Here is a 17,374-nt window from a genome sequence, read left to right as displayed (position 1 = left end):
CAGTTTTTAACACTTATGCAGTTACAAATTCTAAGCTTTTTCCACAGTATTCACAAAAAACATGATGTTGTTCTTGCATTACTTGGATCATTTCTGGTGTGAATGATTGTCCACATTCTGGACAGTGAATTTGTCGGGAAGCTTCCATTTTTGAAGTTGCAGGCCGATGCGTTTCAATTTGCGATGCTGGTTTATATACTTTATTTATATCTGTTCGATATCTTTGTGTTGTTTTAGAGTAATGTTTTGGTGCGTGTATATGTCGTGAAATTGACTGGATTATTGTTTTAAGGATATTAATCGATGTTTTTAATAATTCAATTGATAATACAAATGCACCTTTTACGATATAATAAATGATTGTACAGAAACCAACTGTAAGTGCAACTAAACCAATGAAAATTAAAATTTGATTAAACACAGGTAAACTGTGAAGCCAACCACGAAAGGCTAAAAAAGTTTCGCTAATCGAACTTAAGCCATTGACAGCAACAATTGTATGTGACATTGGAGACATTTTTTTCAACCAAAGGGATATGAAGATTTTTCCTATTACACTTAAATTGTATAATACATATCAATTATTCAGAGACCATTTTTTATCATACTGAAAGTCACGGAGAACAATTGAATGCGGAAATTTTTGGTTTTTGATTTAGGCGAAACTCTGCTGAATTTTAATCAAACTGGAAAATGGCATGAGCGATTGAAAGAAGAAGTTGTTCCAGAAATGATTTCTCTACTTAAACAAGAAATTAAAAGAATTGAAAGAAATCCAACATTTGCAAGTCAAAATAAGATAAATTCTGAGATCCTTAAATTCGAATCTCAAAATGTACATTCGATTATTTATGATTCAATAGCATTAAAAGAAGAAAAACATCGGAGTATGATTTCCAGAATAAAGAATTATTTACTTAAATTATCCTTATCCTCCGAACAACGAATAATAAATTCTCAACTTGATGTCTTTCAACGAAACTTAGAAAAATATGTTTCTATTTATCCAGATGTTCATAAAACTTTGAAACAGCTACAAAAGCAGAAATATATTTTGGGATTGTGGTCGAATACTCCGTGGCAATCTCCTGGGAAAATTACTCTTTCATTAATGCAAAAATATCATCTTACTCAATATTTTGATTATATTTTTTTTTCTGGTGATTATGAAGTTCAAAAGCCTGATCCTAAATCATTAGAGATTGTTCTTCATGAATCAAAGCAATCAAAGGATGAAATGGTATATATCGGCAATTCAGTCATTGATATCATTACTGGAGTAAATTTTGGTATTCCCACTGTGTGGATTAATCGTGATGGTGGTGTGTTAACTCCTCAATGTCCACGTCCAACTTTAGAAATATCTAGCTTGAACGAATTACCTGAAATGATTAAAAATATTTAACTATTCAATATTATACTCAGAATTGGAGATCATAATTAAAAAAATGTCATATGTATATATGAAATCACTAGAGAACAGGGCTGAAAAATACGACAAAGGTATCCAAATTCTTACTTTTGGATATCTTTCCAGAATTAAGGAGCAAATCATCTCTAAATATCTGAATCATGGAGATTCGATTTTAGATATTGGAATGGGAACAGGAACTTTCTTAGTTTCATGTGCACTTTCTAAAAAAAATTTGATATTAAATGGAATTGATAAATCAGAAAAAATGCTGGTTGTGGCTAAGCAGCATATAACTGTTGCTAACGTTGCAAATAAAATTCAAATACACCACATGTCAATCGTTGATCTTGAAAAATTTTTTCCCCCAGCAAGTTTTAGCAAAATCACAGCCATTCTCTCCTTAAGTGAAATGTATCAGGCAGAGCAAATTTTCTGTTTACATCAAATTCACCGCTTATTGAAGCCTCAAGGCGAATTAATTGTAGTAGATGAAACCCGTCCTAAGAATTGGTGGAAAAAAGTGGTTTATTTTTTTATTCGTACTCCATTAAGTATTATTACATTTCTTCAAACTAAGTTATCAACGCATGCACTGAAGAATTTTCCACAATTGTTGGAATCCACAAATTTTATCTTGGTGGAAGAAAAAAAATATATATTTGATTCTCTTTCATTATTCCGAGCGAGAAAAAAATGAGTATTAAAAAAAAATTTCGTACAATTTATGGTTCACCATTAAAGTTATTTGCAGGATATTTATTTCGTTGGATTGGCTTTCCTATAGAACCTCAGTTGGTGAAAATTGGTCAACCAACAGAATATAGTCCCGTCTTGATTACATGTAATTTTAATTTAACTGTATTTCGGGTATTAAAAGCAATTCAAGAATTAGATTGTTGGCTCTTGATTGCACCCTCAAATGGCATCAATGTTTGGTGTGGTGCATGCGGGGATGATTTTCTCACAGAATCTGTAATATCTATAATAAAGACATCGAAAATTGAAGAAAAAGTTTCACATCGCACCCTTATTCTTCCCCAATTAAGCGCAACAGGAATTGACCCTATTGAAATAAAAAATAAAACTGGTTGGAATGCAATATTTGGGCCAGTATATGCAAAAGATATTCCTGATTATCTAAATAATCAAAAAATAAAAACTCCCCTTCAACGAGAAGTTAATTTTCCTCTATCTGCTCGATTGGAAATGGGTAATTTATACTTTTTTTCTGTCTTCTTTATTTTAAGTATTATTTATGTTATTTTAAACATATTTATCCCATTTTTGGATAAGACACTATATGTACAATTAATTGGTATGCTGCTTATCATGATTTACATACCATTGATAACTGTTCCGTATTTTTCCTTTAAAACAGGAAAAATGAAATTAGTTATATTCGAAATCGGCATACTTTTGCTAATAATCATTATTTGGGGTATAATTTGGTTCAATCCAATATACCTTGCTTGGAATAGCGGATGGTCACTTCTTTTTTTTCTGCTGATGAGTGAAGATTTACATGGGTTAACTCCAATTTTTAAAAGTGAATTGGGAGAAGCCACGTGGAAAAAGGGAAAAGAAAAGATGGAATTTTTAGGAATGCAATTCAAATTGAATCCTTATGGAGAGATAACATTTGATGAGACAAAATGTATTGGATGCGGTATGTGCAAGGAAGTTTGCCCTAAAAATATCTATACCTTAGATGAAAATCGCAATAAGATCGTTCTTACCAACCCTGAAAAGTGTATTAATTGCAATGCATGCATTCGACGATGTCCTACTTCATGCCTTCAACTTATACCAGAAAAAAAAATGACTAATTAACAATGTAATTCAAGAATTTATTAGCCATTTTGGATAAATAGAGTCAAAGATGAAAGATTTTGATTTCATATTTTTTTTATATCCCTAAAGCAATTTTTATTTATCTTTTTGAACCCACAACCTTTTTTATTCCCCTATCTTGCTCTACACATTATTATGGGAAATTCAAACAACTTCGAGGAATTATGGGAAGATATCCCTAGTTATGCATTTATTGCTTTAGGAAGGCGGGGACGGGAGCAGATCTCGTTATATCAATGTTTTACTCCAGGATGCAATGAAACAAAGCTTGATATGTTGCATATTGTTGATGCTGAAGAGAAAAGCATTCAAACAAATTCTGATGGAAGTAAAGTATCTTCTATTGCTTACAAAATTAAATGTGATACTTGTGGCTCTGTTTTTCGGCTTGTATTTGAACAATATCTCGACCCTAATCCTAATAAAATAGATGAAAATAATGAAGCAGAAGAAGATAATTCGCTAGTTTTATTCGAAAATGTATATGCTACTGATGAATCAGGACAAAATAATTATGGCCAGATTGGATTTGTGCAATCAAAATAATTTTCATTTTTGTATTATCTGAATTTATTAGAAAAAATATTTCTTTAAAATCATAAAGCAAATTCACTCTGGACTACAATTAAGTATTCAAGCTAGTTGACATATATAACCAAAGATGAAGCTAAATAAGTTAATCTTTATTTTATAATTTATTCATTAGATGTGAAACAATTATGCGCCCAATAATTCATTGCATTTTGCTAGATATGGATAATACATTAATTGAAATTCCCGATACACATTCTTATTTCGACGGTTTGATTCAAGAAGTAATTGCAAAAGATTTTCATCTTCCTATGCCTTCTGTTGAATCCAGGGATCAACTTTGGCGAACGGGAGATGATTTCATTCAAGTTTTAAAATCTTGGGGTATCGAAAATTATAAACAATTTTGGCACTTTTTTGATAAACGGGATGTGATTGGGCGCAAAAAATTGATGCAAGAAGGGAAAATGCAATTATATTCTGATGTTCTTCCCTTTCTCGAAAAAATAAAGAAAAAAAGCGTTCCTATGGCAATTGTAACAAATACTCCTAAATTTATTGCTGAACCAGAATTACAAGAATTTAATATTATTCGTTTTTTCGATTATATTGCAGGTTTAGGGGATATTCAAGAATTATGTAAACCAAATCCAGGAGGAATTCTTCAAGTTCTTAATCATTTGGGTTTTCGTGCATCTGAAGCAATATTTATTGGAGATTCAGTAGTTGATGCCTTAGCAGCTGTTCGTGCACGAATACATCCGATCTTAATTAGAAGGAAAAGAAAAATACCTAAATTTCCAAAAGAATTGGATGAAAAATCTGTACTTATCTTGGATAATCTAACCGATATTCACGATTATTTTCAAATTATAAGAAAACAAGAAATTATTAATGAGCAATCAAATTAATAGATGATTAAAATGGAAATTGAATTAGATACACATATTAAAAAAGTTTTTGTATATCAACAAGGTGCACGAATTGTACGTGTGGGCAAATGTAATCTTTCAAAAGGTTCACATAAAATCTTGTTAAGGAAGATGACAAAATTTTTAGATAAAAATTCTGTTCGTATTAAAGGGACAGGAAATGGAAAGATTCTAAATATTGGAATTGAAAAGCACACTTCACGTATTTCTAAAAATGAGGAAATTGTTAATATCAGGCAAAAAATTAAAGAAGTCAAGAAAAAACACCATGAAATTGAATTTCTGCTGGAATTTGTTGATGAATCTACTGAAAATTTGCGAAATTTCGGAAAAGAGTTCTATTCAAGAGCCCCTATTTATCTAATTCGTGATAAGATGGATTTTAATAAAATTTCAGCTACAGATAATTTCATAACGAAAGAAATGCAACAAAAAATTAAAGAAAAACAAAATGCTGAAGAAAAAAAACGCGAATTAAATGAAGAATTGGATAGATTACAGCGAGAACTTCAATTTCTGTCGCGAACATCATCATTTGAAGAATATTGGGAAATAAATATAAGTGTAGACGTTGTAAAAGATGGCGAATTTATTTTTGAAATCCAATTCCAAGTAAATAAAGCATCGTGGATTCCATTTTATGATATTAACCTATTGGAAAATAAAGCAGAAATAAAGTTGATGGCCAATATCTTCAATTATATGGAAGAAAATTGGGAAAATATACAATTAGAAATTTCTAGTGCCAATCTACGACCAGTTAAAATTGTTGAGCCATCTCCATTCATTATTAGAGCAATATCTCCAGAACCTATTATCAAATCACGCTCTTCAAGAAGTGGATTGAAATATATGAAAAAAAGAGCTATGGCTCCGTTACCCGCTGCAGCTCCTGAAGATGGAGAAATTGATACATATTTTGAACAACCTGCTTTGGATATGGTTAATAAAAAACCTGCTCCTAAATTGAAAGAAGTGCATGCAGATATATCTGAAAATTTAGGTGTTCAATCCTATTCGATTCCTGAGAAAGTCTCAATTAAGGCAGATAAACAACCTCATCCAATTATATTGAGTGTTTTTGCCTTAAATACCAAAAAAGGCTATTTCTGGAGTAGTGCAGCTCCAGATTTGCTTGTAATTAAAGATACAATATCAAATGGAGAGCAATTGATATTACCAGGAGAAGCTAAAGTATATGAACAAAATGAATTTATTAGTGAGATCTCCTTACCCTTAATTGCACCCTTTGAAACAATTGATATTGGTACTCGAAAAAGCCATGATTTAAGAATTGATAAAAAATTAGTAAATCGTCAATCAGCTAAAGAAGGAATTTTAAAAGGGAAAGTGGCAAAATTCTACGAATACGAAATTAAAATTAAGATATTTCGAAACAGATCCAATATTTTGAAAATTATGGATCGAATTCCCCATTCTGATTCTGAGAAAATAAAGATCGGAAAGATAAATTTTTCAGAACCTCCAAAAAAGCAAGAATTAGGTGTAATTACTTGGGAAATCGACATGGAAAAATTGAAAAATCAAGAAGAAAAAGTAATAAAATATTCGTTTGAAGTTACATGGGAAAAAGATATTAAAATTACACCCCCACTTCCATAATAAAATAGGTGACAATTTTCATTTTTGAGTGTAGATTAGTTTCATTATTCTTCCGATTTTCTGATTTTTTTTCATTTTAAATTAAAATGTTCTTTTTTTTAAAGATTCTAATAAATCTCAAGCCTAATTATTGGAATGGTTATTCTTTCTGAGGAATTTTCGAAAGGATCGTCAAAATGCCCTAAAAGTTGAATGAGATGTCTTTTTTGGGAAGATTCTCGATTAATTTTTATAAGGAACTGAATTTTCATATCAAAAACATTTGAATGCGGAGTATCTTCGAATATTACACTTATCCCTTTTGTGGGCTGAACTTTAATCTCATATTCTGCATGATATAATATGAGATCTGTCTGATTTTCTAAAATTATTGTTATTTTTTTTGACTCATTTTTATTTATAATCATTTCTGAATTTTCGGGTGAAATTTGGATAATTCCGATATTGGGAAATGTTTTCAGAATTTTTTCCTTGAAGATTCTCAGTAACTGTGATTTCTTTGGGTGAAATTCATATTCTGGCACGATTGAATTGTAAAGTTCATATATTTTTTGTTTTTTCCATAATTTTATGATTCTTTTAAATTTCATCTTTTCATCTTCATGTACTGGTGGAAGAAGAATTTTTTCTGATGATTTTTGAATATTTAAATTAAAGTCGGAGTTAATTTTCAGCCCAAAATAAAGTATCCATAAAGAAAAAGAAGAGAGATTTGTTCCCAATTTTAATTCATATTGCATGATTAATTTTGAATGGGAATAGCAAAATTCAACAAAACTGAGTAAAAATATTTCATTCTCTTTACAAATTGATAATTTATTCTTTTGTTGATTAATTATATTCGAAGAACTACTCATTACATAAAGCAATAATGCTTCATTTAAACGAAAGTCGCGATAAACTTCATATTTTTGAATGTAGGAAATTATTTTATATATTAAGTCTGCCAATTCACTTAATGGGTTTAACTGAATAGTTACATTTTGAAGAGAAGGTTCGATCCATTTATTTATCCATTCCTGCGTTTTTTTGTGAATTTTTCTTGAAAATGCAAAATTTCTTAATCGAAAAGTATATTCTTTAGCACTTTGAGCATTTCCTCTGGAAAGTGCCCAAATTGTTGCTAAGAGCACATCTGTTGTTTTATTTTCATCTAAATCCCAAAATATCATAAAAATTTCGCGAAGAATTATTATTTGAAGTTCTGGTTTGTTTATTAATTCTTTATTAACTGAAATAATGTTCCCTTTGGATTGTACTCCAAATCGAACTGGATGAGATCTATTTTGAAAAATTCGAACAGAGATTGTAGGAATGTTCTTCAAAGGATTTCCCCATTTTTGTTTATAGAGTTTTATCATTTTCTGGAATTTTTGGTTAATTTCTATAGAATCTTTATCAAATTTTGCAGTACTGGAAACTTTTGGTAAATTATATAATGTGATTGCCTTTCCATGCAACTCTTTTAACATTTTTTCTGTTTTTTCAACTGTAGTTGCTCCTAATGATTGCCCTGTTGAACTGAATAAATAAAATCTTAGTTCTTCGCCGAAATCCAGATATATCACAAAAGATGTTATTTGAAACGCTTTGATTATTATATTTGGTAATATAGTTCCTTTCTTAAATACCGTTTTTGGCTTTATTTTAAGTAATCTTATTTCTCTGGGCTTTTTTTGGATATATTCTTCTTTTACAAATTCGACCAATTTTTTTTTAACTTTTTGTTCATCTGAGTGAGAAGTAAGTTTCATTGCTTGCGATGATCTTTTTAAATGAGTAGATGAGTGTGATCTTTTGGTCGTTCGGTTCTTTATAACTTTACGTGATTCTTTTGGATCTCTTGATGGTGGCATGAATCACTTATTTTAAGTAAGCATCTTTAAAGAAAGCTCTATTTTTCAATAATCTGGTAAAAATTATATAATCAGCTAAAATTTCATTAAATTTGTTGAATCTTTTTCTATTTCTCTATTCATTTCCATCTTTTTTATCGTATTAAAAAGAAAAATTTTTTAGAAATAGAATACTTCTTTTCATGTTGGAAACTTATTCACACTGATTTTAGGAGACTCTAACTTGTATAAACAACTTACCCTTGAGCACGTTGTACGGATTCCTCCGACTAAATTTGGGAAAAATATTGAAGATGCTGCCTTTGAAATCTTATCAGAACAGTTTTCTGGTCAGATTTTCGAAGGAATCGGTTTTATAATTGTTGTTGTAGATGTCATCGAATTAGGCGATGGTAAATTACTTCATAATGATCCATGTCCATATTTTCCTGTAAAATTTAATGTATTGGCATACGTTCCCGAATTACATGAAATTGTTGAAGGAATTGTAATTGAATGTGTAGAATTTGGCGCTTTCATCCGTTTGGGTCCTTCTGATGGATTGTGTCATGTCAGCCAAATTACTGATGATTATATTAATTATGATAATATGGGTCAACGTTTTATAGGAAAAGAGACCAATCGAATTCTCACAGTTGAAGATATGGTGCGTGGTCGAATTATTGCTGTATCCATGGGATCAGGACGCTCTGGAAAATTAGGATTAACGATGAGACAACCTTATCTTGGAAAAATTGAATGGATTGCTGATGAGATTGAAAAAAGTGAAAGTTTCCAAGATTCAATAGAAGTTGAAGACTAATTGTTTTTTATGTTTTATGAATTTCATTCTATAATCAATACTTATCTAAATATTAATAACTGCGAGATGTAATCATGGTTAAAGAAAGAGCATGTAAAAATTGTCATTTAATCACCACTAAAGAATATTGCCCTAAATGTAAGACTCACACATTGAGTGAAGATTTTTCAGGGGCTGTTATTATTCTTGATCCCAAACATTCGCAAATTGCTAAGCGATTGAATTTTGATGTCCCTGGAAAATATGCATTAAGGGTTCGCTAGTGGATGATTTTATAATATTGATCTTTTAAAATTGTCATTATCTAGACTTTTTTTGATTTACTGTAGCTTATATACCTTGAGGTGTTCCTTTCCAATTTGCATTTTCAATTTGGAGAAATCTTTGTTGTTCTTCTTGATTCATAAGTGCCAAGTTAATTTTTATATTCATTCCAAAAGGTGTTAGCGCATCTTGAATATTTTTTACAAACAAATTTTTCATACTATCAGGTATATTTGGAAATGGAAGCTTTAAGGTTAAATGAATTTTTCCTTCTTCAATTCTCATATTTTGAATTATTCCTAACTCTGGTAAAGATGCATTTATTGCTGGATGTTGAATTTTTTCTAAAGCATCGTTAATTTTTGTTAAAAGTTCTTCATTCATGTTCATAATAATCATTTTTTTACAATCTATGATCAGTTATAAACTATAGAGTTTTATTGCATAATTATTCATAAATATCTTGTTATAGTTGATTAGTATAATTTTAGTGAAAATTAGTGCGAATTAGTCTTAATCCCTAATAATCAAAAGAGGAAGGTTTATGACAACGATGTTTCTTAAGTAACAAGGTGGTTAAATGGTGGATAATGTCACCCGATTTGTATCGCATGAATATCGCAATAAAGAATTTGAACAAATGGTTGAAAAGATTAGTGCAGAGGGGGGGATTAGTGTTGAGCTTTCGCGAAAATTCGCCAAAGATGCATTGCATTTGTGGGAAGATCGCCATCATCAAGATGTTTTAACTTTGTTTACAGCTAAACCTCAAACACTTCATCATGAGATTTCTCAAATGTTGGAATATCTTCGTGATAAATTACGTCCTGTAATTTTATCTAAAAAACGCATAGAAAAAGCCGTTGAAATTGCTGCGAATTGCTTAGAAAACATGTATCATATTATTTAATCAACACTAATTCTTGATCTATATTTGAAGATCTTTTTCAATACAAATCCTTTTTTTTCTTAATTTTTTTACTCTATTGTATCTATGTACTATAAAATTCCTTCAACACTTCGAGAACAATTAGCTCAACCTTTTGGTCATCATTTTATTGGTAATCCTGAGCAGACTGATGAACTAATAGACAAATGGATCGCTCAACAAATATCCAAACATACTCTTTCGTCCACCTCTGTCTCAGTTCCATTATCTAATTCAAATTTTTCTTCAACTCAAAATTTTAATAGTTATTCCAAATATCAACAAGATCTGATTAAAAACCGACCTTCTTTCCCTATCATTTCATGTGTTGGAGATGTTGTTAGTAGAACTTTTATGGAAAAAGAGTATTTACGACTTTATCTTAAATATTGTTTTATTGATGGAGGTACACAACGAGGGAAAAAAATTGAGATAATAAACTATCCAAATTTTAAACAACGCAAATTTCATAATCCGGTAGGTTGTATAAATGATGAAATCATTGAATTTATAAAGAAAACACGTGATGATGTTAACCAATATCTCGTTTGGATTGATGGAGAAGAAGATCTACTTGTTATTCCACTTATTTTAGAAATAAATCATGGTTTGGTATTTTATGGACAGCCTCCACTTACCGATCTCGCTCCTCAAATTCCTGCTGGATGTGTTGGTATTCGAATTAGCCCCCAAATTCAAAATAAAATCAAGATTTTATTCAACCAATTTATTCCCATTTCAGAGTGAGCAAAAGGCTTTCAGATGCACAAAAATTTTTTTGTAATGATACATTTTTGAATATAAGCTGAAAACGAAGGTCACTTACGGTATTTCCGTGGGCCACCAGATTCAGTTTAGGTGAAAAATTTGGTAGATATAAACGTTTTAAATAAAAAAGTAAATCCTCTTCTCCATCGCACAGAGATTGAGTTTGAGATTGAGCATTTAGGTTCTGGATCTCCAAATCGATTGGAAGTTCGAGAGAAGTTGGCAGCAATGATGACTGCAAAAAGCGAATTGACCTTTATTCGTAGCATGAAACCGCGATTTGGCATACCGCAAGTTCATGGAATGGCACACATTTATGATGATGAAGCCACTGCTGAAAAAATTGAACCTACATACATCAAGATCCGTAATATGGAAAAGGAAAAGCGGAATGATGCATGGAAAGCTGAAAAAGCCAAAAAGAAAAAGAAGAAAAAGAAAAAATAATCAGGTGAAAAATTAAAATGAGCATAAATAAAATAGAAGGCTTACAAAAAATTTACACAACTGGTTCAATGACAACATATCGTGTACAGAAAACAGCCAAAATTGCGGATTTATTAAAAGATTTGCATTTAGAAAGTAAATATTTTGTTATTTTAGTTGACGGTAAAAAAGCATCCCCCAATTCAATCATTGACAAAAATGCAGAAATAACCATTCTTCCTAAAATTGCTGGAGGTGGACGAGGTCGTCGAAACGTTAAAACAAAAGAAAAACGACAAAAACCACCACGCAATAAAAATAAAGGTCCAATGTGGTCTGTAGAGAATGGAAAAGTTATTCGAAATCGTAAAAGTTGTCCCAAATGCGGACCTGGGGTTTTTATGGCTGATCATTATGACCGTCAAAGTTGTGGAAAATGCGGATATACACAATTTAAACGTATAAATCGTAAAATTCCTTCTAAAAAATAGATAAATTAATTATTTTTCAAAATTTTTTTTTATGATTTTAGTTGTTTTTTTATACTTTTTCGTGATTTCAGATGCCACAACCATTTCTTTGCTTGGGAATTGAATCTACAGCACACACATTCAGCGTAGGAATTGTAAATGATAAAGGTAATGTATTAGGACTTTCTTCAGATACATACATTCCTCCAAAAGGTGGATTAAAACCAACTGACGTGGTAGAGCATCATTATAATGTATTTGAGAAGCAACTAAAACAAGCTTTACAACAAGCTCTAGTTGATTTAAAAGATATTCAATTAATTGCATTCAGCCAAGGCCCCGGATTGGGTCCATGTTTGAGAGTTGGAGCTGCAGTTGCTCGAACTTTGGCATTAAAATTAAAAATTCCACTAGTAGGTGTAAACCACTGTATTGCACATGTGGAAATTGGACGGGTGGCATGTAATTGCGATGATCCTCTTACTGTATATGTTTCTGGAGGAAATACAATTATCAGTGCATTTGAATCAAATCGATATCAAATATTTGGAGAAACAATAGATATATCAATTGGCAATTTACTTGATATGGTTGCGAGAGATCTTGGTATTCCCCATCCTGGTGGTCCAAAGATGGAGCAAATTGCTCTTAAAGGAAAAAATTTCATCAAAATTCCATATATCGTAAAAGGTATGGATCTTTCATTCTCAGGATTATATTCTTATTGTCGGAAAATGCTTCATGATAATGGATTACTTAAAGAATCAATAACAAAAAAAGCAGTTCAATCCCAGAAAAAGGTTATTTGTAAAGAAGATTTAGTATACTCTCTTCAAGAAACTGCATTTTCAATGATCGGAGAAGTGTGCGAACGCGCTATTGCTCATACTCATAAAAAATCTGTTCTACTTACAGGTGGAGTAGCTGCAAATCGACGACTTCAAAAAATCATTGCAGACATATGTGAACATCAGCAAGTTGATTTTAACGTAGTTCCAAGACGATTGGCTGGTGATAACGGGGCTATGATTGCCTGGACGGGAATTTTACAATATCAAAACAGCGGAGAAACTTCTATTGAAAATTCTGAGATAATTCCAAAATGGCGTATGGACGATGTTCCAATTTCATGGAGAGCTGTCCATATATCTAAATCAAAATTTGGGGAAATAAGCAATACTTTAAATTTTAGTGTTAGTCCTAATCCCCAAATTCAAAATTTATTTTCTAGTATTTTAATGTCATCCAATGTTGATGGAGAGACGGGAATTTTGAGTAATTTCCTTCAAAATTTTGAAGTAATTGGTCATGGCGCTGAAGCATTTTTAGTTCGGATCAATTGGTTTGAAAAACCTGCACTTTTAAAAAATAGAATTAAAAAATCCTATCGAATTTCTGCAATAGATTTACCCCTGCGAATTCATCGGACTATTACTGAAGGACGACTTCTAATTTCTTTGTATCAAGCAGGGATTCCAGTACCTTTAGTTTATGATATAATACCAAATGAAGCTGCTTTGATTATGGAATTTATCGAAGGGAATCGATTAAAAGATATAATTCCTGAATTAACTCCTCAAAAGATTCAACAGTATTCTTATTTAATTGGAGAATATTTAGCTTTAATGCATAATCTAGAGATTGCCCATGGCGATTTAACCACCTCAAATGTAATCCTAAAGCCTAACCACCAGTTAATTTTAATTGATTTCGGATTAAGTGTTCCTGATGTTGGAATTGAAGAAAAAGCTATGGATATTCATTTATTTCAGCGCGTAATTAAAAGTTCTCATGGAGATTATTTTGATTTAATGGTTCCTGCATTTTTAAATGGTTACAAGCATCAAATTGCTGGTAATTATGAAAAAATTATAGAACGGGTGGAAAAAATATCCTTACGTGGGAGATACATCTCTAAATCGCTTCGATAAAAATCTAAATCACTTCGATAAAAATCCGAATCTCTGTAAAATTATTGTTCTTCAATCAAAAAGGGGAAAAAAGTAGTATTTTATATTAGAAACAATCATTCCATTTGTTCGATTAATTCTTTGGCATTGGGTTTATTGTCTAACATGAATTTGATCCATTGTTTAATTGCATTTTCTCCACCGGCAAGTAAATCGTCTAAATCAACACTGTCGGTCTCAGATTCTCCTTCAATGGCTTCTTTCCCAATTCTTACATTCCAGATTTTCGCTAACGTTTCTATAGCAGGTGCTCCAAGTTTAGAAAGCCCCCAAATCGCCGACTCTCTTGTATTCTTTTCTTCATGGATAATCAGCTTAATTAAAGGGTTGATGGAAGGTCTTCCGAGTTTAGTTAATGCCCAAACACCGCTGGCTCGAATATCTTTGACCTCGCTATGCAAAGTCTCCAGAAGGGGTTCCACTGCCATTGCACCCATTTTACTAAGGCTCCACACGGCTGATGCACGCACATCCTTAGAAATATTTCCTAAAGATCGAATTAACAAGGGAATGGAGGGTTTTCCAATCCGATTTAGCGCTTGTGCAGCACTTTTTCTTACATCTGCATTGTCATCACCCAAAGCCTCTACTAAAATTTCTACCGATTCTGGCTTTCCCATTTTTCCTAAAATATAAGCCGCAATTCGACGGTATGTATAGTCGTTATGGTTGAGCAATTTGGTTACAGGTTCTAACGCTTCATCTCCCATTGATGCTAATTCATTAGCGGCATCGAGGCGAATTTTGGTATTGGGATCACCCAACTTTTGAATTAATTCTTCAATTTTTGAACTCAAAAAATTTCACACCGAAAAAAGTTTTTCTACCATTAAAAGTGGGGGAGAGATTAAAAAGATAATGTTTCCCACATGTGATAAGTATTGAAGTAGCTCACCACTAAAAAAACAAAATTTAGTTGAACAAGAATAAATATGTTAAGAAAAAAGATCAAGAAGGCTAGAAACAAAAATCTGTGGGTGATATTCGAGTGAATAGCGACATAAATCGGCTTTTGTGTGGATTCCTGTCTCTACAGCAATAGTTGTAATCTGTGCATGATTACCTGCCAATATGTCGGTTGATAATCGATCTCCAATTATCACAGCTTTTGATGGATCGATTTTTAATTGATTTAGAATGAATTTTATACCAGTAGGATCTGGCTTACCAAAGATTTTTTTTGGAGGAGAATGGAGAGCTGTCTGAAGAAATGTTACTAAGGCACCTGCTCCGGGCCATAGTGCATCTGGTCCAGGAAAAGAACTATCTGCATTTGTGGCATAAAACTCTGCTCCTTTTTGAATTAACATCATGGCACATCTGAATTTATTATAGGTAACAAATCGATCCCAGCCTACTAGCACAAAATCAGCATAAATATCACTTGGAAGTACTTCTAAATTTATCAGTTCAGGATACATTTCATTTAATATCTTAAATCCTCGTTCTTTCATCACTTTATGCAATCCATTTTCACCAATTATAAAAGCAGTTGCTGCAGGATATTTTTTTGCTAAAATATCTGCAGAGATATAGGCAGATGTGAAAATTTCTTTATCTTTTACATCTAAGCCCATTTTTTTAAGTTTGTATGCAAAATCTTGGCGTGTTTTAGAAGAATTATTTGTCAAATAGACACATTTCTTATTCATTAGATTAAGTTTTGAAATGAATTCTAACGCTTCAGCAATTGGTTCTGAACCTCTATAAATAACGCCATCTAAATCAAAAATAAACAGTTCTTTTTGCTCTATTACATTCATTAGGATATATAAACAATAACATTATTTGAAAATTGTTGTGAAATTTTTTAAAGGAAAATTCTAATTTATGAATAGGGTGCTTTCAATAAATGAGCAAAAACCAAGATTCTATGGAATTTTTTAATCAAGATTTCTATTCTCAAATCCATCGTTTGAAAAAACAAGGTCAATTTTATACGTTAACGCGCCTTGTTGCTGGTTTTATCCGAACTGCAAATGATTACAATTTAGATGTTTCCGAATATGAATATTGGTTAACAAAATACTATAAAGCTGAACGCACAGAAAAAGATATGCTCCCCCATGAAATTGATGTTTTATTAGCATCATATGAAGATAGACTACGTACAATTATAAGATATCAACCAATTGAACAAAGATCAAATAAATCATCCCAAAGATTATCTAGTTCTCCGAATGATCAAAAATCTTCGCGTTTATCGAATTCTTCTGAATTAATTAATGAGACTATCAATCTTGCTTCTTCATCTGCTTCGAATTCGGTAGATAATTCCATATCATCAACAATTTTTACTTCTAATGAAGATGAAAAAATGATTAATTCAATTGTTGAGAAAGTCCTTGATGAATCTAGCGAAGATTTTGTTGAAGTAGATTCTCTGAAGAAATTTTCGTTGAAAGATGGTCTTCATCCGTTTGGGAATTAAAAAGATTAATTTTTAAAACCTCAGCGCTTTAATTTCATGAACAATGGCTTCATTCCCATTCAATGAATTATGGAATTATTATTTACTTATAGCTTCACTAAATAAAGATTCTATTATGTATTATGGTGATAAAAAAGCTAAATGTCATATAGGGGCCCTTATTCAAGCTGCTTCTACACTTTATTCATCTTTTTATCCCCAACAAATTCTAGAGTTCAAGAATTTTAGTCCAACCAAAACAGATTTCTTTTTTATTGGGGATATTCATGGATCTTTTTCATCTCTTCACCAACTTATTTCTTTCTTTATAAAAAAAATAGAAGATGCTTCTACTAAACAGCGCAATGTAAAAATTATATTTCTTGGAGATTATGTTGATCGAAATCCCCTAGATTTACATACATTAATATTTCTTCTTTTATTCAATTTGAAATATCCCAAAAATGTATTATTGCTTCGAGGAAATCATGAAGAAAAAACTATGAATAAACAGTACGGCTTTAAATATTCTGTTCTAAGACAATTTTCAAGATCTTTATTTTATCAAATCTCAGATTTTTTTACAAAATTACCACTTGTGGCAATCTTTTCAGTTCTTAATTCTTTTTCGATGATTGCGCTACATGGAGGAGTACCAATTAACTATGAAGATCCTTTAAATCCTATATTACTACGAAAAATTGAGTTGAAAGCAGCTAAATCTTCCATTTTAAATATGGATGAACTTTCCCAACAAATTTTATGGAATGATCCCAGTGAAACACTCCCTAAATCGGTAGAATTTTGTCCAAATCGGTATCGTGGAGGCACTTTTTTTGAATTTAACAAACAAATTTTCGACATTTTTATGGAAGCGAATAATTTTAACCTAATGATAAGGGGGCATCAACAATTTTCCACAGGATATCGGTTCTTTTTTGAGCAGCGGTTACTTTCGTTATTTTCAACTGAAATGTATGTTGGGAATAGAATTGATGGTTGCATCGCTAAAATAAATCTTCCAAACAAAAATAATAAAGAAGCTACTGTGAAATTGCTTCATATTCGTGATTTAAATAATTAGAGTAATATTTTAAGTAAAAAATAAAAAAAATGTGTAAAAAACCTT

The 17,374-nt window shown here is 31.3% G+C and carries 20 protein-coding genes; 15 read left to right on the top strand and 5 right to left on the bottom strand.

Features of this window, described 5'->3' with window-relative positions:
• Positions 1-13: 13 nt before the first annotated feature.
• The gene (locus tag ACXLDF_RS10510; protein ID WP_457558480.1) at positions 14-517 is read right to left on the bottom strand and encodes a hypothetical protein; all 504 of its coding nucleotides are present in this window, start codon (positions 515-517) and stop codon (positions 14-16) included.
• Positions 518-631: 114 nt separating this feature from the next.
• Between ACXLDF_RS10510 and ACXLDF_RS10505 the strand changes: the two genes are divergently transcribed.
• From ACXLDF_RS10505 to ACXLDF_RS10480, 6 genes are all read left to right on the top strand, one after another.
• Positions 632-1,405: an HAD family hydrolase gene (locus ACXLDF_RS10505; protein ID WP_457558479.1), complete on the top strand. Its 774-nt coding sequence runs from the start codon at positions 632-634 to the stop codon at positions 1,403-1,405.
• 43 nt (positions 1,406-1,448) lie between these two features.
• Positions 1,449-2,111 carry a corrinoid protein-associated methyltransferase CpaM gene (gene cpaM, locus ACXLDF_RS10500; RefSeq protein ID WP_457558478.1) on the top strand — a complete coding sequence of 221 codons (663 nt, stop codon included), beginning with the start codon at positions 1,449-1,451 and terminating at the stop codon, positions 2,109-2,111.
• Complete coding sequence (locus ACXLDF_RS10495; RefSeq protein WP_457558477.1) at positions 2,108-3,244, top strand: HgcAB-like fusion protein; 1,137 nt, start codon at positions 2,108-2,110, stop codon at positions 3,242-3,244. Before cpaM ends, ACXLDF_RS10495 begins: the two co-directional genes overlap by 4 nt.
• Before the next feature lie 156 nt (positions 3,245-3,400).
• Positions 3,401-3,811, top strand: a complete 411-nt coding sequence (locus tag ACXLDF_RS10490) for a hypothetical protein (RefSeq protein WP_457558476.1) — start codon at positions 3,401-3,403, stop codon at positions 3,809-3,811.
• 173 nt (positions 3,812-3,984) lie between these two features.
• Entirely contained in the window at positions 3,985-4,707 is a 723-nt protein-coding gene (locus tag ACXLDF_RS10485) for an HAD family hydrolase (RefSeq protein WP_457558475.1), read from the top strand.
• 12 nt (positions 4,708-4,719) lie between these two features.
• Positions 4,720-6,351, top strand: a complete 1,632-nt coding sequence (locus tag ACXLDF_RS10480; protein WP_457558474.1) for a mucoidy inhibitor MuiA family protein — start codon at positions 4,720-4,722, stop codon at positions 6,349-6,351.
• A gap of 107 nt (positions 6,352-6,458) precedes the next feature.
• On the opposite strand, the gene ACXLDF_RS10475 is transcribed toward ACXLDF_RS10480, so the two are convergent.
• A complete protein-coding gene (locus tag ACXLDF_RS10475; protein ID WP_457558473.1) occupies positions 6,459-8,207 on the bottom strand; it encodes a hypothetical protein in 1,749 nt (582 codons plus the stop codon).
• 223 nt (positions 8,208-8,430) lie between these two features.
• On the opposite strand from ACXLDF_RS10475, the gene ACXLDF_RS10470 reads away from it, so the two are divergent.
• Entirely contained in the window at positions 8,431-9,009 is a 579-nt protein-coding gene (locus ACXLDF_RS10470; RefSeq protein ID WP_457558472.1) for a DNA-directed RNA polymerase, read from the top strand.
• A gap of 74 nt (positions 9,010-9,083) precedes the next feature.
• Positions 9,084-9,272 carry a transcription elongation factor subunit Spt4 gene (spt4, locus tag ACXLDF_RS10465; protein ID WP_457558471.1) on the top strand — a complete coding sequence of 63 codons (189 nt, stop codon included), beginning with the start codon at positions 9,084-9,086 and terminating at the stop codon, positions 9,270-9,272.
• A gap of 67 nt (positions 9,273-9,339) precedes the next feature.
• Here spt4 and ACXLDF_RS10460 read toward each other — a convergent pair whose 3' ends face one another.
• On the bottom strand, positions 9,340-9,672 hold the full coding sequence (locus tag ACXLDF_RS10460; protein ID WP_457558470.1) for an iron-sulfur cluster assembly protein: 333 nt from the start codon (positions 9,670-9,672) through the stop codon (positions 9,340-9,342).
• A 181-nt stretch (positions 9,673-9,853) separates the two neighbouring features.
• Here ACXLDF_RS10460 and ACXLDF_RS10455 point away from each other — a divergent pair, with 181 nt between their 5' ends.
• The 5 genes from ACXLDF_RS10455 (at position 9,854) to ACXLDF_RS10435 (ending at position 13,796) form a co-directional block, all read left to right on the top strand.
• The gene (locus ACXLDF_RS10455) at positions 9,854-10,183 is read left to right on the top strand and encodes a hypothetical protein (protein ID WP_457558469.1); all 330 of its coding nucleotides are present in this window, start codon (positions 9,854-9,856) and stop codon (positions 10,181-10,183) included.
• An 84-nt stretch (positions 10,184-10,267) separates the two neighbouring features.
• Positions 10,268-10,948 carry a DUF359 domain-containing protein gene (locus tag ACXLDF_RS10450; RefSeq protein ID WP_457558468.1) on the top strand — a complete coding sequence of 227 codons (681 nt, stop codon included), beginning with the start codon at positions 10,268-10,270 and terminating at the stop codon, positions 10,946-10,948.
• Positions 10,949-11,068: 120 nt separating this feature from the next.
• Positions 11,069-11,416, top strand: coding sequence for a 30S ribosomal protein S24e (locus ACXLDF_RS10445; RefSeq protein ID WP_457558467.1), 348 nt, complete (start codon positions 11,069-11,071; stop codon positions 11,414-11,416).
• Between the two features lie 224 nt (positions 11,417-11,640).
• Positions 11,641-11,886 carry a 30S ribosomal protein S27ae gene (locus tag ACXLDF_RS10440; protein WP_457558506.1) on the top strand — a complete coding sequence of 82 codons (246 nt, stop codon included), beginning with the start codon at positions 11,641-11,643 and terminating at the stop codon, positions 11,884-11,886.
• Positions 11,887-11,957: 71 nt separating this feature from the next.
• Positions 11,958-13,796 (top strand): bifunctional N(6)-L-threonylcarbamoyladenine synthase/serine/threonine protein kinase, encoded by a 1,839-nt coding sequence (locus tag ACXLDF_RS10435; RefSeq protein WP_457558466.1) that lies wholly within the window; start codon positions 11,958-11,960, stop codon positions 13,794-13,796.
• 95 nt (positions 13,797-13,891) lie between these two features.
• On the opposite strand, the gene ACXLDF_RS10430 is transcribed toward ACXLDF_RS10435, so the two are convergent.
• Together ACXLDF_RS10430 and ACXLDF_RS10425 are read right to left on the bottom strand one after the other, a co-directional pair.
• Entirely contained in the window at positions 13,892-14,632 is a 741-nt protein-coding gene (locus tag ACXLDF_RS10430; RefSeq protein ID WP_457558465.1) for a HEAT repeat domain-containing protein, read from the bottom strand.
• Between the two features lie 138 nt (positions 14,633-14,770).
• Positions 14,771-15,598 (bottom strand): HAD-IIA family hydrolase, encoded by an 828-nt coding sequence (locus ACXLDF_RS10425; RefSeq protein ID WP_457558464.1) that lies wholly within the window; start codon positions 15,596-15,598, stop codon positions 14,771-14,773.
• Positions 15,599-15,687: 89 nt separating this feature from the next.
• Between ACXLDF_RS10425 and ACXLDF_RS10420 the strand changes: the two genes are divergently transcribed.
• Both ACXLDF_RS10420 and ACXLDF_RS10415 read left to right on the top strand, forming a co-directional pair.
• Complete coding sequence (locus ACXLDF_RS10420) at positions 15,688-16,266, top strand: hypothetical protein (protein ID WP_457558463.1); 579 nt, start codon at positions 15,688-15,690, stop codon at positions 16,264-16,266.
• 43 nt (positions 16,267-16,309) lie between these two features.
• On the top strand, positions 16,310-17,329 hold the full coding sequence (locus ACXLDF_RS10415) for a metallophosphoesterase family protein (RefSeq protein ID WP_457558462.1): 1,020 nt from the start codon (positions 16,310-16,312) through the stop codon (positions 17,327-17,329).
• Positions 17,330-17,374: the final 45 nt, after the last annotated feature.

It is taken from the genome of Candidatus Harpocratesius sp. (genome assembly GCF_054039255.1).
This window is presented reverse-complemented; position numbering and strand designations above follow the sequence as displayed.